At 36.1% G+C, this 24,816-nt stretch carries 16 protein-coding genes, 3 tRNA genes and 1 pseudogene; 11 read left to right on the top strand and 9 right to left on the bottom strand.

Annotated elements, in window-relative coordinates; all coding sequences use genetic code 11:
- Window positions 1-73 precede the first annotated feature (73 nt).
- Window positions 74-1,675 (top strand): S8 family peptidase, encoded by a 1,602-nt coding sequence (locus RCH13_RS10455; RefSeq protein ID WP_326987185.1) that lies wholly within the window; start codon window positions 74-76, stop codon window positions 1,673-1,675.
- A 75-nt stretch (window positions 1,676-1,750) separates the two neighbouring features.
- Here the strand turns inward: RCH13_RS10455 and RCH13_RS10450 are convergent, their stop codons facing one another.
- Entirely contained in the window at window positions 1,751-4,294 is a 2,544-nt protein-coding gene (locus RCH13_RS10450; protein WP_326987184.1) for a phosphoenolpyruvate carboxylase, read from the bottom strand.
- Window positions 4,295-4,386: 92 nt separating this feature from the next.
- On the opposite strand from RCH13_RS10450, the gene RCH13_RS10445 reads away from it, so the two are divergent.
- Together RCH13_RS10445 and RCH13_RS10440 are read left to right on the top strand one after the other, a co-directional pair.
- Window positions 4,387-5,715, top strand: coding sequence for an aspartyl protease family protein (locus tag RCH13_RS10445; RefSeq protein WP_326987183.1), 1,329 nt, complete (start codon window positions 4,387-4,389; stop codon window positions 5,713-5,715).
- 55 nt (window positions 5,716-5,770) lie between these two features.
- Window positions 5,771-6,256, top strand: coding sequence for a hypothetical protein (locus RCH13_RS10440; protein ID WP_326987182.1), 486 nt, complete (start codon window positions 5,771-5,773; stop codon window positions 6,254-6,256).
- Here the strand turns inward: RCH13_RS10440 and RCH13_RS10435 are convergent.
- From RCH13_RS10435 to glgB, 3 genes are all read right to left on the bottom strand, one after another.
- Window positions 6,228-7,211: a L,D-transpeptidase gene (locus tag RCH13_RS10435; protein ID WP_326987181.1), complete on the bottom strand. Its 984-nt coding sequence runs from the start codon at window positions 7,209-7,211 to the stop codon at window positions 6,228-6,230. The genes RCH13_RS10440 and RCH13_RS10435 overlap by 29 nt on opposite strands.
- An 85-nt stretch (window positions 7,212-7,296) precedes the next feature.
- A complete protein-coding gene (locus tag RCH13_RS10430; protein ID WP_326987180.1) occupies window positions 7,297-8,703 on the bottom strand; it encodes a glycogen synthase in 1,407 nt (468 codons plus the stop codon).
- A gap of 26 nt (window positions 8,704-8,729) precedes the next feature.
- On the bottom strand, window positions 8,730-11,087 hold the full coding sequence (gene glgB / locus RCH13_RS10425) for a 1,4-alpha-glucan branching protein GlgB (protein WP_326987179.1): 2,358 nt from the start codon (window positions 11,085-11,087) through the stop codon (window positions 8,730-8,732).
- 195 nt (window positions 11,088-11,282) lie between these two features.
- On the opposite strand from glgB, the gene RCH13_RS10420 reads away from it, so the two are divergent.
- On the top strand, window positions 11,283-12,491 hold the full coding sequence (locus tag RCH13_RS10420) for an alpha/beta hydrolase-fold protein (RefSeq protein ID WP_326987178.1): 1,209 nt from the start codon (window positions 11,283-11,285) through the stop codon (window positions 12,489-12,491).
- Between the two features lie 14 nt (window positions 12,492-12,505).
- Here RCH13_RS10420 and RCH13_RS10415 read toward each other — a convergent pair whose 3' ends face one another.
- The gene (locus tag RCH13_RS10415) at window positions 12,506-12,907 is read right to left on the bottom strand and encodes a hypothetical protein (RefSeq protein WP_326987177.1); all 402 of its coding nucleotides are present in this window, start codon (window positions 12,905-12,907) and stop codon (window positions 12,506-12,508) included.
- Window positions 12,908-13,047: 140 nt separating this feature from the next.
- On the opposite strand from RCH13_RS10415, the gene RCH13_RS10410 reads away from it, so the two are divergent.
- Window positions 13,048-15,189 (top strand): S46 family peptidase, encoded by a 2,142-nt coding sequence (locus RCH13_RS10410; protein WP_326987176.1) that lies wholly within the window; start codon window positions 13,048-13,050, stop codon window positions 15,187-15,189.
- A 257-nt stretch (window positions 15,190-15,446) separates the two neighbouring features.
- On the opposite strand, the gene RCH13_RS10405 is transcribed toward RCH13_RS10410, so the two are convergent.
- The 4 genes from RCH13_RS10405 to RCH13_RS10390 all read right to left on the bottom strand — a co-directional run bounded on the left by RCH13_RS10405 (window position 15,447) and on the right by RCH13_RS10390 (window position 22,492).
- A complete protein-coding gene (locus RCH13_RS10405; RefSeq protein ID WP_326987175.1) occupies window positions 15,447-16,886 on the bottom strand; it encodes a hypothetical protein in 1,440 nt (479 codons plus the stop codon).
- 110 nt (window positions 16,887-16,996) lie between these two features.
- Window positions 16,997-19,912 (bottom strand): M16 family metallopeptidase, encoded by a 2,916-nt coding sequence (locus RCH13_RS10400; RefSeq protein ID WP_326987174.1) that lies wholly within the window; start codon window positions 19,910-19,912, stop codon window positions 16,997-16,999.
- A gap of 6 nt (window positions 19,913-19,918) precedes the next feature.
- Window positions 19,919-21,319: an aspartate ammonia-lyase gene (aspA, locus tag RCH13_RS10395; protein WP_326987173.1), complete on the bottom strand. Its 1,401-nt coding sequence runs from the start codon at window positions 21,317-21,319 to the stop codon at window positions 19,919-19,921.
- Window positions 21,320-21,469: 150 nt separating this feature from the next.
- On the bottom strand, window positions 21,470-22,492 hold the full coding sequence (locus RCH13_RS10390; protein ID WP_326987172.1) for an N-acetylmuramoyl-L-alanine amidase: 1,023 nt from the start codon (window positions 22,490-22,492) through the stop codon (window positions 21,470-21,472).
- Window positions 22,493-22,624: 132 nt separating this feature from the next.
- On the opposite strand from RCH13_RS10390, the gene RCH13_RS10385 reads away from it, so the two are divergent.
- The 6 genes and pseudogenes from RCH13_RS10385 to RCH13_RS10360 all read left to right on the top strand — a co-directional run.
- A tRNA-Ser gene (locus tag RCH13_RS10385) sits at window positions 22,625-22,711 on the top strand.
- Between the two features lie 22 nt (window positions 22,712-22,733).
- Window positions 22,734-22,808, top strand: a tRNA-Pro gene (locus RCH13_RS10380).
- Between the two features lie 81 nt (window positions 22,809-22,889).
- Window positions 22,890-22,963: transfer RNA gene (locus RCH13_RS10375), tRNA-Arg, on the top strand.
- 267 nt (window positions 22,964-23,230) lie between these two features.
- Window positions 23,231-23,926 (top strand): ABC transporter ATP-binding protein, encoded by a 696-nt coding sequence (locus tag RCH13_RS10370; protein WP_326987171.1) that lies wholly within the window; start codon window positions 23,231-23,233, stop codon window positions 23,924-23,926.
- A 103-nt stretch (window positions 23,927-24,029) separates the two neighbouring features.
- A complete protein-coding gene (locus tag RCH13_RS10365; protein WP_326987170.1) occupies window positions 24,030-24,464 on the top strand; it encodes a transposase in 435 nt (144 codons plus the stop codon).
- Window positions 24,464-24,816, top strand: a pseudogene (locus tag RCH13_RS10360) (IS3 family transposase); the annotation flags it as partial. The gene RCH13_RS10365 and the pseudogene RCH13_RS10360, both read left to right, overlap by 1 nt.

Genomic DNA, 24,816 nt, shown 5'->3' with positions numbered 1-24,816 from the left:
ATAAAAGACAAAAATTTGACCTTTAATTTCAAGATATTTTCTAAATTTGTCAGAATTAAATAATATTGATCTAATGAAAAAGTTACTATCCATTTTACTAATTGCGGCCTTCAGTTTTTTGAGTGCTCAAACGCAATTGGTATTTGTTTATTTTAAAGATAAGCCTAATAAAGCAGCCTTCTACGCCAATCCTACTACGGAATTAAGTCAAAAGGCTTTAGACAGAAGAACACGTTTGGGAATTACTCTGAACGATCAAGATGCGCCGATTGAGCAATCTTATATTCAAAACATTGCAAATCTTGGATTTGTAGTGAAAGATTATTCCAAATGGATGAATGGAGTTGCCGTAAATGCAACCGTTGCGCAAATTACGCAGCTTGAAAGTCAAACTTACGTAGCGTCCGTGGAAAGTTTCATTAAAAATGGAGGCGGAAAAATTAATCCCGATAAAGTCAATAAATTTGAAGAATTCAATAATACCTTCGGTAAAACTGAATTTGTTTACGGAACAGGATTAGCGCAAATAAATCAAATCAACTTGAGACCTTTACACGTTGCAGGTTATACGGGAACAGGAATTACAATCGCTGTAATTGACACGGGTTTTCCCCGCGTAAATACGGGTTCTGCCTACGCAAGAATCAGAAATAACAATCAAATAAAAGGAACCTATAACTTCATCAATAAAACCACAGATGTTTACAGCACCACTTTGAACAATCACGGTTCTTATTGTTTAGGAACCATTGCGGGATATATAGAAAACACCTTTGTAGGTTCAGCACCAGATGCGGATTTCTATTTATACGCCACAGAAGATGCCGCCAATGAAATCCCAGAAGAGCAATTGTACTGGACAGAAGCAGCGGAAGAAGCAGACCGAAAAGGCGTTGATGTAATTTCTACTTCTTTGGGTTACTATTCATTTGATGATTCCCGATATAATTTATTGTATGCAGATATGGACGGAACAACTTCTTTCATCGCAAGAACTGCTCAAATTGCCTCAGAAAAAGGAATTTTTGTTTTAGCAGCCGCTGGAAATGAAGCTCAAAACGCGTGGCATTACATTATTACTCCGGCAGACAATGTAAAAGTATTTACCATTGGTGGAGTTACAAGTACAGGTGCAAGTTCTAGTTTTTCTTCTTTCGGACCGAATGCCCTAGGAAAAATTAAACCCGACGCAAGTGCACGTGGAACTGGAACTGCAATGGCTTACAATAACGGCGCCACTACTAGCAGCGGAACTTCCTTTGCCACACCACTTGCAGCTGGAGGCGTTGCGTGTTTAATCCAAGCATTGCCCAATAAAAACATTGATGAACTTCAAAATTTATTGCGTGGAAACGCTTCTCTTTTTCCCAACCATACGGATCAAATGGGTTACGGAATTTTAAATTTTGGTCAATCATTAAATACTGCTTTAGCAACTGGTGAGAATACTACCAACACAAAAATTAAAGTTTATCCTAATCCAGTTACGACAAGTTTCAGCATTAACACTACGGATAAAATTATTTCGGTAGAATTGTACGATACTTTGGGTAGAAAAATTAAAAATTTCACCAATGAATCCTCTTACGATATTGAAAAATTAGGAAAAGGAATGTATTTTGTGAAAATCACGACTGATAAAAATTCAACGGTTGAGAAAATCATCAAAAAATAAGTAGCCCTTTATTTAAACCAAAAAAACGCTTCCTTTCGAAGCGTTTTTTTATGGAAAAAGTTTTGACTAAAATATTTAAGCCGAGTTTCTGCTCGCATTAATATTACCGAAAAGTGACCTCATCACCAGTTTTTCATACTTTTCTCTACTGCCTTCTTCCTTTTGAATTTTAATGAGGGCATATTGCTGAATACTCAATAAGGGCAGTACAATTTTCTCTCTGATTTTTACGGACTTTCGGGAAAGTGGTTCTTCTTCCATCAACATGGTAAATCCTGTAAGTTTTAACATCATGGATTTAGACAGTTCAAATTCCTCAAATAAAATGGTCCAGAAAGCACCATACTTTTCATTTTTCTGCATATAAGCGGTCAGCGGAAAATAGGACTTGTTCATGCTCATCATTGAATTTAAAACTAAAGTTCTGAAGAAATCTGAACCTTTATATAAATCAATGACTTCTTGAAAGCGGTTTTGATTTTGAAGTTCTTTCAGCGCGAATCCAAATCCAAAAAATCCAGGTACATTTTGTTTCAACTGACTCCAAGATCCCACAAATGGAATGGCACGCAAATCCTCAAATTTTAATTCACCTTCTGCTCCACGTTTCGTGGGTCTACTGCCAATGTTGGTTTTTCCATAATATTCCAGCGTGCTCATTTTTTGTAAATAGGGAACAAACATAGGATGCGCTTTTAAATCTGAATATTTTTGATAGCTAATGTTTGCTAATTCTTTAAAGAGTTCCCTTTCATCTTCCGTCAAATCTTTCTTCGCATTTTGGAAAACATCATTTTCTATTCCAGCGGTGAGAAGTTGCTCAAAGTTAAATTTCGCCTGCGCTTTGTTTCCGAAAACACTCGTAATTGTTTGTCCTTGAATGGTCAATTCAATTTTATGATTCGCAATTTTTTTACCTTGAGATGCGTAAAAATCATGTGTTTTTCCACCGCCTCTTGCGGGTGGACCACCGCGACCATCAAAGAAAACGACTTTCACGCCGTATTCTGCAGAGATTTTAGAAAGCTGTTCTTTGGTTTCATAGATTTCCCAATTGGCTTTTAAATAACCGCCATCTTTGGTTCCATCAGAAAAACCTAACATAATGGTTTGGATATTTCCTCTTTTCGCAACATGATTTCTGTAAAGTGGAAATTCATACAATTCTTTCATCACACTTTCTGCTTGATCCAATCCGCCCATGGTTTCAAAAAGTGGCACAATGTCCATGTGAATATCTTCAATTTGATAACCACAAACTCTAAAAAGTCCATATACGTTTAAAACTTCTTTAATGTGTTCTGCATTAGATATGATATAGCGATTCATACCGCGCTCTCCATTTCTTTTTTGAATTTCTTTCACATTGATAATATTTTGCAACGTATCTTTTGTAAGATTTTGAAAATCATTGGGATCAATGGTGACCTCTGTATTTAAAAGCCAGTCTAATTTTTCATCTCCAGATATTGTGGCTAAATCTAAATTTGATTTCTTTTCGATGATTTCATCAATAATACTTTGATGGATTCGGCTGTCTTGTCTGATGTCTAAGGTGGCAAAATGGGTCCCAAAAATCTTCACGCGATCCACATAATCATCTAGAAGATTTTTAAACAAGCTGTTATGTTTCGTGACTAAAATTTCCTGAACTTTTTCCAGATGCCCAATAATTTGTTCCGCTGGCAAAAGAATATTTTCCTTAAAAATGGCATCATACAATTCATGGCTCAAAGTTTCTAAAATTTCCGAAACTCCACGAAAACTTAACCTTCTGCGTAGATTTTTCAGGTGTTCATAGTAAGACTTTAAGATAGAAATTCGTAATTCTTCTGCTACTTGCTTGGTAATATCTGCCGTTACGAAAGGATTTCCATCTCGATCACCACCGGGCCAAAATCCCAGCTGCACGATATCATGTGCGGGAATATAGTCAGGCGTTCCAAAAGAAGATTTTAGTTTTTTATACAATTCTCCGATGGTGTCATAATAAACATAACGCAAGTAAAAGATAATACTCATGGCTTCATCCAATGGAGTTGGCTTTTCTTTGTTCACAAATGGCGTTTTCCCTAACTGCTGTAGAAGCGAATCTATTTCAGACACGTCATTATTAATAATTGCCGTCCGCAAATCATGCAAAATTCTTTGAACCGAATTGGGATAAAATTGTGTTGGATGGGCGGTGAAAACCACTTTCGCAGAGAAGTCTTTCATTTTTTCTCGCGCAGCATCTAGCAAATGTTCCTGCGTCGCTCGCTCATGCAACTGGGAAACTGTTCCTGTATCACCTTCCGAATGCAATTCTGAGAAAGCGGCATCTTCTATACTATCAAACAATACCACTTGGCGTTCGATATATTGAATTATTTTAAAAAGCAGTTCAGTTTTTTGATCTTCAGTTTTCAGCTCCGTATGTTTAGAAAAAAATTCTTCTACAATTTCTTCTGGACTTTTTCCTTGCTCGTAACCCGTTTTACTTTCTTCATACAAAAACGGGAGAAGCATACCTATGTTGGTCATTTTATCATAAGGCAAACTCATGAAAAGGGAATTATAAATCTGAAATTTATTTTCTACCAGTTGGCGGAATTTTTCTTTTTGTTCTTCGTGTTGCATGTAACAAATTTAAGATAAAATAAAGTTCCTTAAAGGAGTAATATTTAAGAATCATTTTCTAAAAGTGGAGTCAAATTCCGTATCTTCATTCAATGAAAATTTTCCTCTGGATTTTCCTGCTTTTTGCTTCATTTTCTTTCGCACAGAAAGGATTTGAAATTAGTGAGGCAAAAAAGACGGTTATCCCTTTCAAATTAATCAATAATCTAATTTTTGTTCCTTTAGAAATAAACGGTGTTGAAGTCACTTTTCTCTTAGATAGTGGCGTTAATGAATCCATACTTTTCAGTTTAGACAATAAGGAAATCAACTTTAATGATACTGAAAAAATCAAATTTTCTGGATTGGGAGAAAGTAAAGATATTGAAGGATTAAGATCTGATAACAACATTGTAAAGATTGGAAAAAATTTTCAAGATGATAACCACACCATCTTTATCATTTTAGATGAGAGGATCAACTTTTCGTCACATGTCGGCATTCCTGTCAATGGAATATTAGGGTATCAGTTTTTTAAAAATCATGCCATCAAAATAGATTACATCAGCCAAAAAATTACGGTCTATAATGATGAAAAATCTGCAGAAAGCGCGCGTAAAAGATTTCAGGAGTTCCCTATTTCTATAGAGGGAAATAAGCCTTATATGGAAGCGGGAGTAGAAATGACCAATACTAAGGTGAGTTCTAAAATGCTCATTGACCTCGGTAATAGTGATGCAATTTGGCTTTTTCCAAAATTAATTAAGGATTTTGTTTATAACAGACCCAATATTGATGATTATTTAGGCCAAGGATTTAATGGAGATATTTTCGGCAAAAGAAGCAGGATCCACCGTTTTCACATTGGTGAATATAAGTTCGAAAAGCCTCTTACTGCAATGCCAGATGAATATTCTATACAAAGTTTAAAAATTGTTCCCAATCGAAAAGGTTCAATTGGAAGTGATATTTTACGGCGTTTTACGGTGCTTTTTGATTACCCTGCAAACAAAATTTATTTTAGGAAAAACACCCACTTTGCTGATCCCTTTCTCTTTAATAAAAGTGGTTTAGATATTCAGCATGATGGAATGACGTGGGAAAAAGACTTAATAAAAGTTTCTACCGGCAAAGCAACCAATGCACGCAATGAAACAGTAGTAACAGAGAATTTCGCCTATAATTTTGTTTTGAAACCAAAATTTTCTGTTGCTGGTTGCAGAAAAGATTCGCCATGCTCCGATGCTGGAATGAAAAAAGGCGATGAAATCATTGAGATTAACAAACGGCCAGTTGGCAATTTAACCTTAGAAAAGATTTACGACTATTTAAAGAAGGAAGATGGAACAGCCATAAAATTTAAAATTATGCGAAACAAATCCGTGATAGAAGAACGCACACTCATATTAAAAGACCCTATTCCTTACCAAGATGAAAATTGAAGAAACCGTATTAGATAGCATTCGCTCCAGACCCCGTTTTAAAATTTTTACGGAGATGTCTAAAGAAAATTACACGGAACATTTGAAGAAATTTTTAGTAGAAAATTCCGAGGAATTTAGTGGGAATATCAATAGTGAAGCCGCAATTATTTGCGTTAAAAATGAGGAAGATCCTTATTGGAAACCGTGTTTAGCGTTGCGAACAGAATTTGATTCCGAGGAAGAAAAAACGGTTATTCGAGGGATTTTTGGTCCTACGTCCGCCGTCTGGACTTTCTTTATGTTCCTTTATTTTATTTTGGGTATTCTTTGGATGGTGGTGATTACCCTTTGGTTTGTGGAAAAACAAATCAAGAGCAATGACTTTCCGTGGGCATTATCTGTTTCTTTTGTGATGCTTGGATTATTGATTACAACATACATTATTGCAAGATTAGGCCAACTGAAAGCGAGAAAAGAAATGCAAAAACTACGGGAATTTGCCGAAGAATCTATTCTTAAATTTGAATCAATTAGTTCTGAGGATCATCTGCAGAAATAGATTGCCTTTCAGCTTTTACCGCTTCTGCCTTTTTTTGCTCTTCTAAAATTTTATCCAAATTAGGTTGGATTAATTCGTTCATTTCCTCTACAGAAATATCATTGGCTTTGGAATTGTCCGCTAAATTTCGCCAGGCTTTTTTACCACCCCAATTGTAATCTCCGAAGACAATTACGGGTGTTCCATTAGTAACTACTGAACCGCCTCCTTTGGTTAAAGTCCATTGTTCTGCCCAACTGTAAAGAAATTTAGCATCCGCTTCCAATAATCTTAAACAAGAGTGAGACGCCGGAAATCCCGGTAAATCATATTGATGCCATCCGATTCCGAGCTTATTATGAATATTGACATTGTATGGTAATTTCCAATCACTGTCAACAGTAGAGATTGCCAATTCTTTTTTCCAGTTTGCAAACATCAACCCACGTTTTGTTTGCGCAGATTTTTTACCCAAACTTGTTGGTCCCCATTTCACAAGTCTACCATTTTCATACATTCCGAAAGCTTGAATGGGATAAGAAAAAAAGATAATCTTTTTCACTTCTTTTAAACTTTCTAGCGTAGATGGAAAAGGCGAATACGCCATCAAGGTAGAATCCATTTGATCTGGAATCATTAAGGTATCTGCACGCCATTTGTTTTTGCTATCTAATCTGTTTAAAGCCAAAATAATGTCTTGTTCTTCCCCGGAATACTTCTCATTAAAAACTGTCATGGCAGAATCTTTTTTATTTTTTGGAAAAATAAATGAAGAATATTTTATAGCAGGTTTTTCTGGCTCAACATTTTTTAGGGAATCTTTCTGCGACTGACCTAAATCATCCTTTTGGGAAACCGCATTTAAATCGGGATTTTTTTTACATTGAATAAGAAGGGAAAAACTGATAATTGGGAGCAGAAAATAGAAAAAATAGTTGATTTTGCGCACGGTGATTGAGATTATTGTATTTAGCATATGTTTTACAACAATGGTACCACAAAGGTTTCGCAGTGGGGAATTACTTCTAATTTCCAGAGAAATTTATGGTAGGGGTTATAAATTATTTTCGGTAAAGCGCGAGATATTTCTCCGCGGATTTTTCCCAAGAGAAATCAAAGGACATATTCGTTTGAACCAAACGCTCCATTAAATCGCGATCTTTAAAAATATGCAGGGCGCGGTGGATGGCATTTACCGCATCTTCCGCAGACGCCGAGCCAAAGTTTATTCCACTTCCACCCGTAGAAATATCTTCTACCGTATCTCGCAAACCTCCCGTATATCGTACAATGGGAATCGTTCCATACCGCATAGCATACATCTGATTTAATCCACAAGGTTCTACGCGAGATGGCATCAAAAGAAAATCTGATGAAGCATAAATTCTATGAGATAAATATTCTTTGTATCCTAAGTCCAAAGCGAAATTGGAGAAGGAAGCATTAAGACTGCTCAATTCATTTTCTATGCTCTTGTCACCCGATCCTAAAATGATAATGTTGTGTTGACCTTGACTTTGCTGAATACTTTTCCACACAATTTCTGGTAAAAAATCTGCACCTTTCTCCCCTGCAAATCTGCCGATGAAGCTGAATAGGGGCAAATCTGGATTCAATCCATATTCCTCACACAGCGCTTTTTTATTTTGCCATTTGCCTTGCTCTGCATTTTCTTTTTTATAGTTAAAATCTAAAAACGGGTCAATGTATGGATCCCAAACTTCCGTGTCTATGCCATTAATAATACCATTTGCTTTTAAATACTCTTGTTGCACTAATGATTCTAAACCTCGGAAATCCTGAAAAAGTTCATCCATATAGCCGCCAGAAACTGCATTGAAAGCAGTGCAACATTTAATCATGGTTGTGAGTGGATTGATGTAACCATTCCAATCCAGCAACCCCCAATTCTCCCCATAAAACCAAGGAAAATATTTCGCCATATCCCATACCATCTGACCTTGATATTCCCCATTATGAATGGTTCCAATGGTTTTTACGCCTTTCAAAAAACGAAATTCAGGACAGTTTTCTATCATAAACGGAACAAGTCCTGTATGATAATCATGGCAGTGCAAAACATCTGGACGAATTTGCATGGCACTTAACCAATGCAGAACCGCGTGCTGAAATGCTAAAAACTGCTGGCTTTCATCCCAATAACCATAAGGATTATCTCGATCCAGAAGTCCTGGAATTTTTACCAAATACAAATCAAAACCTAAAGAATTTTCTCTCTCTTTCATCACCTGCACCTGAAAAGTGTGATGACTCTGATGAATCCAACCATCAAAAATAATTTCGAAGGAGTGATCATGAACAAAAGGTTTGTTATACCACGGCATCACAACGCTGGATTCAATACCTTCAATTCTATTGAGATATTTCGGTAAAGCTCCTACTACATCGGCTAAACCACCAACCTTAGCAACAGGATAACATTCCATGGAAAGATTAAAAATTTTCATTGCGCTTTAGTTATATTGAATCCAGGTTATTCTGGCTTTTTATTTTTTTCTTTTACATCTTCAGTATTAATACCGGATATATCTTGGGGAAATTCAGCTTCATTTTTCTTAGAAATACCTGCTTTCTTTTTAATCGCTTTTGGTTGCTTCCGCTCCACTGTTCTGGAGTCTATCATTTTTTCGGTATTGGGTTCGAAAATTTGCATCTTAGAAATTCCGACCTTACTCTTGCGAATCACTTTTGCGGCGGGTGGTGCGGTAACTTTAGGCAATTTACTCCCGACTTTAGAACCACCTTTTGGTTTTCCCTGCTCCACAGCTCTAGAATCAATTTTTTCTTCCGCATTTGACTCAAAAATTTGACTGACAGAAATTTCTGTAGTGTTTCTACTCATAGTTTTGCTGGAAGGTTTTGTTACTTTTTTTTGCATTGTAGGTTTGGTAGTTTTTAAAACTGCGCTTTCCTTTTTAGGTTTCCGCGTTTTCAATTGCTTTAAAACTACACCAGATAAGGCTGGTATTTTTAGAATAATAGCATTTGGCCGATACATCCATTCATCATCTTCTTCTTCTACAATTTCTGCTTTCACTCCACTTCCACCGTATTTTTCCTCATCAGAATTTAAAATTACTTCCCAATTTGTGCCTTCATCTACGCCAATTTTATAATCGAAAACGCGCGGAGTCAAGTTTAAAACTGTCATAGTCACTTCGTTTTCATCTTTCCCTTTTCTCAAATAAATAAAAATGGAATTATCTGCATCATTTGCTTCCACCCACTCAAATCCATCGGGCTTAAATTGATTTTCGAAAAATGACTTTTCTGTTCTATACAATTTATTTAAATCTTTCACATAGGTCTGCAATCCTTTATGAATAGGAAAATCCAGTAGATGCCAATCCAAAGACTGCGTAAAATTCCACTCGTTGGTCTGAGCAAATTCGCCACCCATAAATAAAAGTTTGGCACCTGGGTGCGTGAACATATAGGTGTAAAGCGCACGAAGATTTGCAAATTTTTGCCACTCGTCACCCTGCATTTTGTAGATTAAACTTGATTTCCCATGTACCACTTCATCATGAGAAAGAGGCATCATGTAATTTTCATTAAACATATACATGCTGGAGAAAGTAATCTTATTGTGGACATATTTACGCTCCATAGGAGCTTGCTTAAAATATTTCAAAGTATCGTGCATCCAACCCATCATCCATTTCATACCGAATCCAATTCCACCATCGTGAACAGGTTTCGTAAGCAAAGGAAAATCCGAAGATTCTTCGGCAATGGTCATTACATCTGGAAAATCTTTGTACACTGCAGTATTAAATTCCTGAAGAAATTTCTTGGCTTCTAAATTCACGTTTCCGCCTTCAATATTCGCTTCCCACTCTCCTTCATTTCGCGCGTAATCCAAATGAAGCATTGAGGTTACGGCATCTACACGAAGTCCGTCCGCATGATAACGTTCTAGCCAAAAAAGAGCATTTGAGATTAAAAATGATTTTACTTCTGGTCGGCCGTAATTAAAAATATGGGATTTCCATTCGGGATGAAAACCTTTTCGGGGATCTTCATGTTCATACAAATAACTTCCGTCAAAAAAATGAAGTCCATTCGCATCACCCGGAAAATGAGAAGGAACCCAATCCAGGATTACGCCGATATTATTTTCATGCAGTTCATTAATCAAAAACATCAAATCTTGAGGTGAACCAAAACGCGAAGTTGCTGCAAAAAATCCTGTAATTTGATAACCCCAACTCGGATCGTAAGGATATTCCATCACCGGCATAAATTCTACGTGTGTAAAATTCATTTCGATGAGATAGGGAATTAAGCGTTCTGCAATTTCGCGGTAATTAAAGAATTTTTCTGGATCATCTGTACCTCGCATCCAAGAACCGAGATGCATTTCGTACACAGAAATAGGCGCATCTAAAGTGTTTTTTTTCCAGCGATCTGCCATCCAATTTTCATCTTTCCATTCGAACCAAGTGGTTGAAACCAAGGAAGAAGCCTGTACATTTTGTTCCCAACTTAAAGCGAACGGATCCCCTTTTTCTAAAACAACATCTTTCGGAGTGCGAATGGCATATTTGTAAATGTCTCCCCATTTTAGGTCGGGAATAAATCCTTCCCAAATACCCGATTGATCCCAACGCGGAAATAAAACATGGGCATTATCATTCCATTGATTGAAATTTCCGATGACGGAAACTGTTTTTGCATTCGGTGCCCACACAGAGAAATAAACACCTTTTACCCCCTGAACTTCTACACTATGCGACCCAAATTTATCATACAATTTAAAATGTTTGCCCTCTCGGAAAAGATAAATATCGTGCTCCGTAAAGAGCGAAAAAGCAATAACATTTTCCATGAGGTGCATATTTTACTGTTACAATTGAGGATTTTTTGAGCTATAAATAATTGCTCTTCAAATATATTTAAAAATTAAGGATAAACCATTCTATAAGTGCCCAAATTAGCGGCATTATCTGCAAAAATGCTGAGGATTTTATTTCGATAAAGTATTTTTTGCACTTAAAATCATCATGCAAAGAAATTAGACCTGATGAAAAAAACCTTAAATTTAGCCCCTGAAAATATTTACCGCAGGATTATGAAATTTACCCTCATATCAAATGAAGAAGATGAAAGACCAGTCTATATTACCGGAAATTTTAATCAGTGGAATCCCCGCGATGCAAATTTTCAACTTACAGAGGTAGATGCAAATACCTACACCATTACCATTGAGGATAAAATTCTCCCAAAAATTATAGAATATAAATATTCCCGTGGTGGTTGGGAAAATGTAGAAATTGATCGCTTAGGTAACATTACCCGCAATAGAAAAAAAGCAAGGTCTGTAAAAGAAACCATAGATAATGTAGAGAAATGGCGAACGAATTGGGCGCCCTTTAAAAGCGAATTTTTTCCTCTTGCTGAAATTATTTCGGAAGATTTTTTTATTCCTCAACTCAACCGAACGCGAAAAATCTGGGCACTATTGCCCCATGATTATCATTCTACGGATAAAACTTACCCTGTTCTTTATCTTCAAGATGCACAAAATCTTTTCAATGAAGGTTCTGCCTTCGGGAACTGGGAAATTGATAAAAAAATGTCTATCCTCACGGAATATGGTCGTGGAGATGTCATCATCATCGCCATCGAAAATGGTAATGAAGATCGGATGAAAGAATACGTTTTGGATCATGACTCCATTACGAAAAATGCGGAGGGTAAAAAATACATCCGGTTCTTGGCAGATACTTTAAAACCTTATGTTGATAGTACCTATCGCACAAAACCAGAAAGAGAACACACGGGAATTGGCGGCAGTTCTTTGGGTGCTTTAATAAGTATTTACAGTGGTTTTCTTTATCCAGAAGTGTATTCGAAACTGCTAATATTTTCTCCTTCTCTATGGGTAAATCCGGAACATAACTATCCTCAAATGAACTTTAAAAATCCTTACGACATCAAAGTTTATATGTACGGTGGGGAAATGGAAGGATCACAAATGACGAAAAGAATTCAGGATTTTGAACAAACGATGGAAGGTTGGGAAGGTGCACATTCTATGCAATTCACTTTTAAAATCAGCATTAATCCAGAAGGAAGACATCAAGAGTTTTACTGGTCACAAGAATTTCCACGCGCCATGGAATGGCTCTTTTTCGATACGCAAGATGATCCAAAATTACTTGCAGAACAAGCGAGTCTTAATCGCAACACAAAAAATATTGTAGTTGATGAGCATGTAGAAAATAACTAATTGCTTTTGGTGATTTAATTATTCTCCTCTTTTACTTCCTTTAGTTCATCGTCTTTTAATTTGGCTTCAATTTTCTCTACTTTTAAACTTTGTCTTATAAAAGCAAACAAACTCATGTACACATTTGCCACAAAAACCAACGCAAAAAGAGAAACTAAATAACCACGCCAATCAGTAAAAAGCAATTTATATTCTACAATAAATAAGAATATGGCAGTGATGTAGTGGCTGAAACAATACTCACAGGTGAAGAGATAGAAAAATTTTCTTTGGACCAGGCTTTTACAATCTTGCGATTTTCTGACACAAAATTCTCGCGGCTCCCGAAAAATTTCCTCATGGGTCACCGTCCAAGCAATGCATGCAATAGGAATTGCTAAAATAAAAAGGTAGGTAATTTGAGTAGAAAGATCCATGGTCGTTTTTAAAAAAATTAGATTCAAATATAATACCTTTTCCTTATTTTTTATCTTTCATCTTTAATTTTAGAATTGCCCAAGCTTTTACCTGCCTGGTAATTATTAAAAAATGCTTATTTTTAGGGAAATTTTTAAAAATGAATAGAAAAAATATATTGCTTGCTGCAATTCTTTTTCCGGCGGTCATGGCATATGCGCAGGAATATGGCGGAATGTGGATTCCGACAGAGCTCAACGAAAAAGAAATGAAAAATTTAGGGATGAAAATTTCCGCAAAAGAAATTTTCGATACCACAAAACCAAGTATTAAAGACGCAGTGGTTCAGTTTAATGGCGGCTGCACCGCAGAAATTATTTCTCCTCAAGGTTTGCTACTGACCAATCACCACTGTGGATACGCACAAATTCAAAAATTATCAACCTTAGAAAACGATTATTTAAGTGATGGTTTCTGGGCAAAAAACATGACCGGAGAACTTCCTAATCCTGGCGTTACGGTAGATTTCATTGCAGACATTAAAGAAGTTACCGCCCAAGTTTTGGCTGGAACCCAAGGTCTTGAAGGTAAAGCCTACCAAGATGTCATCAATAAAAATATGGAGGCGGTGAAAGCTACTTTCAAATTAGAAGAATGGCAAAAAATGACGGTTAAACCTGTTTATTACGGGAATAAATATTATGCTTATCTCATCGAGACTTACAAAGATATTCGATTGGTAGGAGCACCGCCGCAAAGTATTGGTAAATTCGGATCGGATACGGATAACTGGGTTTGGCCAAGACATACGGGAGATTTTTCCATGTTTAGAATTTACGCGGACAAAAACAATAAACCTGCAGAATATTCCAAAGACAACATTCCATACAAACCGAAACATTTCTTACCAATTTCTATTAAGGACAAGCAAGAAAATGATTTCACATTTGTTTTTGGATTTCCAGGAAGAACTACAGAATATCTACCTGCCATCGCAGTAGAAAAAATCATGACGGAGATTGATCCAGCTATGATTTCTGTACGAGAAGTAGCTTTAAAAACTTTAGATGAGAAAATGCGTTCCGATGCTGAAACTCGTATTAAATATGCCTCGAAATACGCTTCAGTTGCGAATTATTGGAAAAAGTGGATTGGTGAAGTAGAAGGTTTAAAAAAATCTGACGCTGTAGGAAAAAAGAAAAAATATGAGGCAACATTGATGGCGAAAAACCCAGCTCTGAAGTCTACAATTGAAGAGTTAAATATTTTATATGCTCAGCAAGCGCCTTACGCGTTGAACAAAGCTTACTATTCCGAAACCGTGCGAAATGCTGAAACACTCACACTCGCTAATTTCTACTACAACTACTTACCAGCAATGGAAAGTGGAAAATTAGATGCAAAGGCCACAGAAACTTTCAAAAATCGACTTGCTGGAATCTATAAAGATTACGATCCTGTATTGGACGCGAAAGTTACTGCAAAGCTATTGGCATTGTACGCTAATAAAACTCCCGTGAAATTTTTACCAGCCGACTTTGAACAATACAAAAACGAAAGTCAGAATTTAGTAACGATTGAAAAGCTTTCCAAGAACTCCGTAATTACAGGACGTGGAATGATCAATGGTGCGACAACTTACACAGACATCAACAAAGTTTTTGCAGATCCAAATGCCTTGGTTCAAAATCTTAAAAATGATCCACTCATGAAACTTTTTGCAGCAATGCGAGAGAATTATATGAAAACTACGGACGGTCCGAATAATGAAATTCAAGAGAAGATTGATGTGCTGCAGAAAAAATACATGGCGCAACAGATGGAAACTGACAAGGAACGCAAATTTTTCCCAGATGCTAATTCAACCTTGAGAGTGAGTTATGGGCAAATAAAAGGTTCATCGCCAAGAGATGCAGTTCATTATAATTACCAAACGCACGTGGCAGGAATTATGGAAAAATATGTTCCTGGAGATTATGAATTTGATGTTCCGAAAAAATTAATTCAGCTTTATAATACGAAAGATTATGGAATTTATAAAGATAAAACCGGAGATGTTCCAGTGAACTTTACGGCAACTAACCATACAACTGGTGGTAATTCTGGAAGTCCAGCTTTGGATGCGTACGGAAATCTTATCGGATTAAATTTTGACAGACAATGGGAAGGAACCATGAGTGATATTAATTTTGATCCGCGGTTTAGCCGAAATATTATGGTAGATACCAAATACATTCTTTTTATCATTGATAAATTTGCCGACGCAAAATGGCTCATCAATGAAATGAAGATTGTGAAATAAAACTTGCTACATTTTAGTAATTGTAGAAAATCCCAACACTGTTGGGATTTTTTTTGTTGGAATAATAATTAAAAAAAAACTTCAGAAAAAATCTGAAGTTTCCAGGTAGGATCATGGTTTTTAGTTTAAGTTGCGTGTTCTTAGCTTCTACCCCTTATTTGTATTACAAATCTAGGAAGTAAAACTGAAAAGAGGTTCAGTTAAATCACCCCAAAATAGAGGGTAAATCAACCTAAATTTGTTTTAAGTTGAAATAGTTAATCACAATTGCAATTTGCACGTCGATGCCTTTTCATCTCATTATCCCAAAATGGATATATTTTCAAGGCAATAAAAAAATCTCCAGAATGTAATTTTTTTTGTTTAAAAAGCAAGGGCAAAACGTTAGAGCTTCCTAAAATTAAAGGACCAATTTTAAAGTAACCACCAAACTGCAATTTCTGGTATTCATACAAACTTGCAGATGCACCGTAACCAATCACAGGCCTTTGCACAGTATAAGAAACATTTGTGATGTTGCTTCTCTTCAATGAATTTCTAAAAACTGGAGCTCGTTGGATCCAATCAAAATTTACATAATGATTGGGTCTTATATTTTTACTCAAGTTGAAATGCACACTTGTCGGCAGACCAGTAGAAAAGTCATTTCCCTGGAAGGAAGCTTTCGAATCTCCGTAAACTTCTGTGCTCAGCAATTCCAAATATTGCTGTGGACTCGCAAATTTCGTATTGTCTAGATTTGGATTATTCACCACGCGGAGATTATTCCCCTGAAGCAAATGCCTTTGCCCCTGAAAATTAACTTGACCAATATCTAAAATGGAAAAACCCGCTTTTAAATTATAATCATCAGAATCCTCCTCCTTATCAATCATGCTCAATCCCACATCTAAACCGAAACCTTGCCCAATTTTTTTGAATTCATATTTTTCAGTTTCAAAATTGTAATTAGTGGCAAAACTTGTTTCAATGTTAAATCCAGACGCGTCAATGGTTTTCGTTGGAACTCCTGCCACTTCTTCATTCGTTCTGTTGATCTGAAAGGCATCTTTACTGTTAACCATGAAGGCATCATAACCCATTTCATATTTAAAATTAGCACCGACAATCCATTTTTGAGAAGAATTTTCGAAAATCTCTGTGGCGATATTCATTCCGATTTCACCCCAATTCATGAGATTTATTTTCAAAGGTTGCAAGGTATAATTATTGGGTTCGGATAAACTTTGGTTACCGAATTTTAGATAGTTGTCCACTTTTAAAGCAAAAGTTTGGGTACGAAATCTGGTGAATATTCCCAGCTGAAAAACTTTTTTCCGAATTTTTGATTTTAAGGAAAAAGAAGGCCCCAAAACATCGGAGCTGATATGGTAAGAGCCAAAATCATCATTGTAAAAATCTAAAACGCCCGCTGTATTTTCTCCGGTAATTCCATTTTTTAAATCCCTGGAAATAATTTCTTCGTTGCGGAGGCCAAGAAAACTTTGATTAGAAATATAAGCATAGTCATTCTGCAGAAAAACATCCGCGGAAAATAAATTGATATCCCATGGATTGGGATTTAAAAAAGGTTGGGTAGGCGTAAGAATCGCGGAATTAATTCCACTAAACTGATCATTGCTGAATGCTAAATTCTCTTGCGCATCGATCAATACAAAGGAACTTAAAAATAGGAAGAAAGTTTTTTTGAGGCCCAAGAGGATGATTTTAGGTAAAACAAATTTAAAAGGTATTTATTTCACATCAATTATATAAAGACAAAAAAAAATGAAACCGAAGTTTCATTTTAAATAATATTCCTAAAGAATTAGTACCCAAAAATTTCTTCTAGAGAGACTTCTTGAAAGGTTCCCATTTTCTGCATCGCTTCCATATCTAGATTTTCCTTTTTCCCGATAATTGCGGTGTTGTACTTTAAAGGTTTCATTTCTTGGTTGTAAAACTCCGTAAGATCTTTAAGCGTCAGTTTTTCAATTTCTGCGTAAATGTCTTTTCTTAAATCATAATCAATTCCGAGTTTTTGCAGATTTAATCGACTAAAGAAAATATTCGTTCTGTTAATTCGTCCCGCACCAATTTGTTTCAAAGCTGCATTTCTTGCATTTTCAAATTGCGCTGGAACTTGCGGCAGATTGGCCATCAATTCATCCATCGCATTTACTGCCAAAGGTAATTTATTCGCTTGCGTACCGATATAAGTGGTGATGTAATCTGGATGATTGAGTTCACCATTTGCAGAGTAAGAAACGTAGGCAGAATAGGCTAAACTCTTGCTTTCTCTGATTTCCTGAAAAACGATGGAAGATAAACCTCGTCCAAAATATTCATTGAACACATTTATTTTTCCGAAATTTTTCAAATTCACCATTTTGCCTTTCGCAATTTTACTCATTTCAGTTTGCACCATATCATAATTGGTGAAATAAACTTTTCCTTCCATGCCTGGTTCTGGATAGATTTTTTTCTCTGGAACTTTCTGGGTTTCCTTTTCTACAAAGGTTTCTGCATATTTTTTAAAATTCTTAAAATCTTTTCCATAAAAGAAAATCTGATACGGCATGTGCAGAAGATTCTGAATTTTTGCAGTCATCTTTTCAGATTTAATTCCCTTTAAAGTTTCTACAGAAAGCACATCTGTAAAGCGAGAGAACTTTCCATATTTAGCATAATTAGAAAGCGCGGCCATAATTCTGCCTTTGTCTTTTTTACCAACTTCCCTACTTTCTAATATAGTTCTTACATTTTGATCGTAAATTTTTTGATCTGGTTTTGCATTCGCCATCCAATTTTTTAACAGCTCAATTCCTTTCGGCATATTTTCTTCTAAACCGCTGAGGGAAATGATGAGCTGATCATTAGACGTTCGGAAATCATTCGAAATACCCAACTTGAAAAACTCTTTTTTCAGTTCTTCTGCGGAATGTTGTTTGGTTCCCAAATATTGTAAAACTTGAGTCGCCAAACCTAATTCCTTGTCGTGATCACTCCCGAATGGATAAATAAAGTGAGCTTGTGCAATATCGTTGTATTTATTTTTTACAAAACTTGCTTTTTTCCCTTTAATCGTGTCCGTAGTAATAACTTTCCTGTAGTCCACGAATTCAGGTAAAACATCGGTCGATTTTTGGGCAAGAATGCTTTTCAAAAACGGAGATTGAGACTCCTTATTTAATTTAATAGGTGTAATTCCTGGATTTTCTACGCGAACCAATTTATCATTAACTCCCTTTTCTTTTTTGATGACTACATAATTGTCTTTGAAAAATTCATTCGCAAATTTTACTACATCTTCTTTCGTGATTTTTGAATATTCGTTAATCTCGTTGAGTTCCTGTTCCCACGTGATATCATTGATGTAAACACTGTATAAATTGGTAGCCAATCCATCTGCGGTTTCATACGATTTCATGCGTTGGATTTTCATATCATTCACGATGGCGGGAATTAAATAATCTGGAAATTCACCTTTCTTCACCAAATCAATTTGATCCAAAAGCAATTGTTTTGCCTCCTCTAAAGTTTGGTCATTTTTGGGCATAATGACCATGGAAAAATTACCATAATTTTTAAAAGGAGATTCATAAGCCATGGCACGCAGGGCTTTTTGACTTTGGTTAATATTTAAATCAATCAAACCAGAATCACCTGAATTGCTCAAAATATTCGCCACCATATCGGCTAATCTTGCGTTGCCCGTTCCATTTGAGGCTGAGCGCCAAGCTAGCTGTAAACGCGGTGCAGAAGGACTTTTTACCGTTCTCTCAACAATTTTTGTCATTGGATTCTCCACAATTTTTGTCTTCTTCGGTAATTCTTTGTATTGAAAAGTACCGAAATATTGATCTACAGCTTTTATGGTTTTATCAAAATCTAGATCTCCAACCAGAACCATCGCGTAATTATTAGGCACATAATATTCATCAAAATATTTGTGAATTGCGACCATGGAAGGATTTTTTAAATGTTCTGATTTTCCGATGGTGGTTTGTTGACCGTTTGGATGTTTCGGAAAAAGTGCATCCATCAATTCATAGTTGACCAATCTTCCATCATTATCTTGGGCACGATTATATTCTTCGTAAACGGCTTCTAGTTCTGTGTGGAATAATCTCAGCGTTAATTCCGAAAAACGCTCTTTTTCAACCTTTAACCACTTATCCAATTCATTGCTTGGAATAATATTTTTGTAAACTGTTTCGTCTAGCCATGTATGCGCATTAGTTCCAGAGGCTCCAAGAGAAGAAATTGCTTTGTCATATTCATTCGCGATGGCAAACTTGCTGGCTTCCTGGGAAACTTCGTCAATTTTTTTATAGAGCGCTTTTTTCTTTTCTGGATTTTGCTCGGCTTTATGCTGCTCATATAAATTGGAAATTTGATCTAAAAGCGGTTTTTCTTTTGCCCAATCCGAACTTGCAAGTTTCGATGTTCCTTTAAACATCATGTGCTCCAAATAGTGCGCTAAACCCGTATTGTCTGAAGGATCATTATTACTTCCGGTTTTTACCGGAATGTAGGTTTGAATTTTCGGTGCATCAAAATTTTGGGCGAGATAAACTTCCAATCCATTTTTCAAGGTATAAATTCGGACTCCATTCGGGTCATTCTGAACGGTTTCATAGGAATATCCAGTGTTGTCTGTTATTTTTATAGTTTCAAATTTCTGAGCATTTGTCATAGTAAGCGCGGCAGTTAATGTTAAGTAAGTGGCAATTTTTTTCATGAAGAATTAGAATTGATGAGGCTTCAACATATTTTTCGGATCCAGAATTTCATCAAGCTTTTCTTGAGAGAGAATTCCTTTTTCTAAAACTAAATTGTAAACGCTTTTGCCACTTTCTAAGGCTTCTTTTGCAATTTCCGTAGAGTTTTTATACCCGATATAAGGGTTTAAAGCAGTTACAATTCCAATACTGTGTTTCACTTGCGCCAAACACACTTCTTTGTTGGCGGTAATTCCCGTGATGCATCTTTCTGTTAAAGTATCCAAAGCATTCCCCAGGAAATTAATACTTTCCATAATAGAATGGGATAAAACAGGCTCCATCACGTTCAATTGTAATTGACCAGCCTCCGCCGCGAAAGTCACAGTTAAATCATTTCCAATGACTTTGTAGCAAACTTGATTAACTACTTCTGGGATTACAGGATTTACTTTACCGGGCATAATGGAAGATCCAGGTTGCATAGGCGGCAAATTAATTTCGAAGAATCCGGCTCTAGGTCCAGAGGAAAGCAATCTTAAATCATTACAAATTTTAGAAAGTTTTACCGCCAATCTCTTCATGGCAGAAGAATAAATGACGTAGGATCCTGTATCGGGTGTTGCTTCAACCAGATTTGGTGCAGAAACTATAGCGTAACCAGAAATACCGGCTAAATTTTTTGCACAGAGTTTTGCGTAGCCAACTGGCGCATTTAATCCAGTTCCAATGGCAGTAGCTCCCATATTAATTTCTACAAAAAGATTGGCATTTCCATTTAATTTAGAAATATCTTCTTCTAAAGTTGCGGCAAATGCTTCAAATTCCTGACCTAAAGTCATGGGAACGGCATCTTGAAGTTGCGTTCTTCCCATTTTGATAACGTCTTGAAACTCTACTCCTTTCTCCCGAAAAGCGGTAATTGTTTTTTTTAATTTCGCTACCAATTCATTATTCATGTGGAGAAGTGCCATTTTTATCGCCGTAGGATAAGCATCATTTGTGGATTGAGACAAGTTGATATGATCATTAGGCGAACAGAATTGATAGTCTCCTTTTTCCTTACCCAACTTTTCTAAAACAATGTTTGCGATTACTTCGTTGGCATTCATATTCACAGAAGTTCCGGCTCCACCTTGAATCATATCAATCGGAAACTCGCTATGGTATTTTCCATTCAAAAGATCATCACACGCTTCTGCGATTTTTTGAAACAATCCTTCGTCCAATAATCCCAATTCATAATTAGTTTTGGCCGCGGCTTTTTTAACCATTGCCAAAGCTTTGATAAAATAAGGATAGGAAGACAAATACTGTCCAGAAATTTTAAAATTTTCTATGGCGCGCTGGGTTTGAACCCCATAATATGCATTTGCAGGAATTTCTAAGCTTCCTAGCAAATCACTTTCACTTCTAAAATGTTCCATAAGTTTATTTTGATACTATTTAAATTACTTTATTTATAATTGCGGTGTATTTATGCTCTAAAAAAATACGGACGGCCTAAACCGTCCGTATTTAGATGTAAAAATTAAAACCTTAAAGATAATAAGGAATTAAGAGACACGCACCTATTTTTAGGGATATTTTTGATTTAAAGCTTGTAAAATAGCCCAACTTTCTGTATCCATCAAGCCATCAAAATTTTCGGGCCGAAAGTGAAATTGAAACGCCTCCACCGTTTTTTTAGTTGCATCATCATAGCTTCCAGAAGGATTAATATCATAGCCAAGCTTTTTTAGAGCAGTTTGAACTTTAAAAATGTAAGGAGGGGTGGTCATTTGAAAAGCATGATCTTCAAGCATGATTTGATTCAAAAAATTTTCTTTGGTCGCTTCATCATACCACATTCCAATTTGGTGTTGCTGATATAATTTTTTCCACGGGAATTTTGGTCCTGGATCTTGCTTTCTTGTGGGTGCAATATCAGAATGTCCTAAAATATTGTTAGGAGAAATCATGTATCTGTTTGCAATATCTTTTACCAAAGCGGCCACTTTCTGCACTTGCTTATCATCAAACTCAGGGAAAATTCTGTTATTAGAAGCATCTACGGTATATCCAGAATTCACAATCTCTATACCGATTGAAGTATCATTAAGCATTTTATCATTTTTCCATGCACTAATACCGGCGTGATAAGCTCTTTTATTTTCATCTACTAATTGATAAATTTCTCTATCTCCTAAATTATTCACCAAATAATGAGAACTTACAGATTGCTCTGTTAAAACTCTAACCGATTTGTCATCGTCTAAAGCCGTATAATGGAGAATGATGTATTTCTGTCTAAAATTCTGACCTACTGCGGGGAAGAAAGTTTTAACCACTTTGTACCCAGGAGGATTTGCGGATACGATAGATCCATAACTGATGGTATTGTCATTTTTGGTAACATCTGCGATATTTACTCTGTAAAAATCATTGTTGCCTTCTCTCTGTACAACTTTTTTTAATGGAACTTTTGCCAACGGCTTTGGCGGTGTATTTATGTTTGAAACGGGAGTTTTCGCCTTGACTGTGTTTTTTTGAACATTATTCTGGGAACCGCAAGAAGCGACCATAATTCCTAAACCTATGACATATAATGGATTACGCATATTTATTTTGTTGAGTTAAAATGAGTTCCAAAAATACAAAAAAAATTAAGTAAAAACTTTTGGTAAATCATGAAAACTATTTTATATTTGCACTCGCAATTACAGAACAGAAGCTCTTATAAACATTGCAATGGAGAGTTGCCTGAGTGGCCGAAAGGACTTGTTTGCTAAACAAGCGTACGGGAAACTGTACCAAGGGTTCGAATCCCTTACTCTCCGCAATTCTCAGTAAAACATTCTTCGGGGCGTAGCGTAGTCCGGTCATCGCGCCTGGTTTGGGACCAGGAGGTCGCAGGTTCGAATCCTGCCGCCCCGACTTTAAAGAAAACTCTTTCGAGAGTTTTCTTTTTTTTAAAAAATTCATGAATCCCAATAATGAATTTAAAAACCCAGAAATGGGTGCGTAGCTCAGCTGGATAGAGCATCTGCCTTCTAAGCAGACGGTCACAGGTTCGAATCCTGTCGCGCTCACTTAAACTTCACAATTATTTGTGGAGTTTTTTTTATTTAAATATGTCAGCTGGATAGAGCACCCCGATTTTAATTGGGACGGTCACAGAGCTTGTACCAGTTTTTCGGTGTTCGAATCCTGTCGCGCTCACTTAAACTTTACATGTATTTGTGAAGTTTTTTTTATGCCTATCAATGAAAATATTGATTCAAATAAAAACCTTCTAATAGAAATTTTGAGCTCTCCATTCTTTCACTTTGATTAAATTTGTATTTTAATTTATTATTATGTCCCTTCAAATAAAAAATCTCACCAAAAAATTTGGAAACCAAATCGCTTTGGATCAAATTAATTTAGAAATTAACACCAATGAAATTATTGGTCTTTTAGGTCCAAATGGTGCGGGAAAATCTACTTTAATGAAATCAATTGTGGGTGCGCTGAAAATTGATGAAGGTCACATTTTATTTCAGGACATCGATGTTTCGGAAAATGCAATTGAAAGCAAACAAAAGATCGGCTTTCTTCCGGAGAACAATCCGCTCTATAATGAGATGTATGTGAAGGAGTATTTAAATTTTGTGGCAGAGATTCATCAAGTTTCCCGAGATCGAATTGAAGAAGTGATTGACTTAGCTGGGATCACTCCAGAAAAATCCAAGAAAATAAGTCAACTTTCGAAAGGTTATAAGCAACGTGTGGGATTAGCACAAGCAATTTTACATCGCCCAGATCTTTTAATTTTAGACGAACCCACAAACGGCTTGGATCCTAATCAAATCATTGAAATAAGGAATGTGATAAAAGAGATTGGCAAGGAGAAAACGATTATCCTATCTACACATATCATGCAGGAAGTAGAAGCAATCTGCACACGCGTTATTTTACTGCACCAAGGGAAGATCATTCAAGATTCTCCCGTGGACGAATTTAAAGGCAAATACGCCACCTTAGAAGAGGCTTTCACAGGCTACACAAGTTAATTGTGCGGCTAAAAAAATTATAAAAAAAGCCCTGAAAATTTTCAGGGCTTTTCTATTTTTAAGATGTCTAGTCCTGAAATAGCGATACACAAAAAGTATCATTATGAAAGAACAGGAAGTTACGCGTTATGTAAAGCGCACTCAAAAGGATTATTCGATGTCCTTTAAATTACAAATTGTACAAGAGGTGGAAAGAGGTCAACTCTCTGTTAGCGATGCTGCAAAGAAGTATGATATCCAATGCAGAAAGACTGTTGTTAATTGGCTAAAGAAATTTGGTAACTTTGATTGGGACAATCAAACACTTCACAATATGCCAAAATCACCAGAGCAGAGAGTAATGGAACTTGAAGTCCAGGTTAAATTACTAGAAAAGCAGAAGGCTTTGTTGGAACAGCAAGCTTTTGTGGCAGATAAGAAAGCCATTATTTTCGATATGATGATTGATATTGCGGAAAAAGAATATCAAATCGACATACGAAAAAACTCCTCACCCGAACAATCGATCATTTTAGAGAAGAACAAAAACAAACAATAATGTTTGCCTGTAATTTGTTCGGGGTGGATAGACAGGTTTATTATCGGAAACTAAAAAAGAGAAAAGCAAGGCAATCTATTGCTTCTACAGTAGTTTCTATGGTAATAGAAATTAGGAAAGAACACCCAAGAATGGGCACGAGGAAATTATATTTTCTATTAAAGAAAAATTTATTAGACCTAAAAATTGGCAGAGATAAATTGATCAATATTTTAAGAGCAAACCATCTGTTGATTATGCCAAAACGCGCTTATCACATTACTACAAACTCACATCATCGGTTTAGAAAACACCAGAATCAGATTTTAGATCTGGAGATTCAGCGGCCAGAACAAGTCTGGGTGTCCGACAT

The organism is Chryseobacterium sp. MP_3.2 (assembly GCF_035984805.1).
GTDB lineage: Bacteria > Bacteroidota > Bacteroidia > Flavobacteriales > Weeksellaceae > Kaistella.
The sequence above is the reverse complement of the archived record's forward strand: the minus strand, read 5'-3'. Positions and strand labels throughout refer to the sequence as shown.

Bases quoted from the DNA above. Each gene is read 5' to 3' on its own strand.
- RCH13_RS10455 (WP_326987185.1), top strand. From the start codon at position 74: ATGAAAAAGTTACTATCCATTTTACTAATTGCGGCCTTCAGTTTTTTG.
- RCH13_RS10450 (WP_326987184.1), bottom strand. From the start codon at position 4,294: ATGCAACACGAAGAACAAAAAGAAAAATTCCGCCAACTGGTAGAAAAT.
- RCH13_RS10445 (WP_326987183.1), top strand. From the start codon at position 4,387: ATGAAAATTTTCCTCTGGATTTTCCTGCTTTTTGCTTCATTTTCTTTC.
- RCH13_RS10440 (WP_326987182.1), top strand. From the start codon at position 5,771: ATGTCTAAAGAAAATTACACGGAACATTTGAAGAAATTTTTAGTAGAA.
- RCH13_RS10435 (WP_326987181.1), bottom strand. From the start codon at position 7,211: ATGCTAAATACAATAATCTCAATCACCGTGCGCAAAATCAACTATTTT.
- RCH13_RS10430 (WP_326987180.1), bottom strand. From the start codon at position 8,703: ATGAAAATTTTTAATCTTTCCATGGAATGTTATCCTGTTGCTAAGGTT.
- glgB (WP_326987179.1), bottom strand. From the start codon at position 11,087: ATGGAAAATGTTATTGCTTTTTCGCTCTTTACGGAGCACGATATTTAT.
- RCH13_RS10420 (WP_326987178.1), top strand. From the start codon at position 11,283: ATGAAAAAAACCTTAAATTTAGCCCCTGAAAATATTTACCGCAGGATT.
- RCH13_RS10415 (WP_326987177.1), bottom strand. From the start codon at position 12,907: ATGGATCTTTCTACTCAAATTACCTACCTTTTTATTTTAGCAATTCCT.
- RCH13_RS10410 (WP_326987176.1), top strand. From the start codon at position 13,048: ATGAATAGAAAAAATATATTGCTTGCTGCAATTCTTTTTCCGGCGGTC.
- RCH13_RS10400 (WP_326987174.1), bottom strand. From the start codon at position 19,912: ATGAAAAAAATTGCCACTTACTTAACATTAACTGCCGCGCTTACTATG.
- aspA (WP_326987173.1), bottom strand. From the start codon at position 21,319: ATGGAACATTTTAGAAGTGAAAGTGATTTGCTAGGAAGCTTAGAAATT.
- RCH13_RS10390 (WP_326987172.1), bottom strand. From the start codon at position 22,492: ATGCGTAATCCATTATATGTCATAGGTTTAGGAATTATGGTCGCTTCT.
- RCH13_RS10370 (WP_326987171.1), top strand. From the start codon at position 23,231: ATGTCCCTTCAAATAAAAAATCTCACCAAAAAATTTGGAAACCAAATC.
- RCH13_RS10365 (WP_326987170.1), top strand. From the start codon at position 24,030: ATGAAAGAACAGGAAGTTACGCGTTATGTAAAGCGCACTCAAAAGGAT.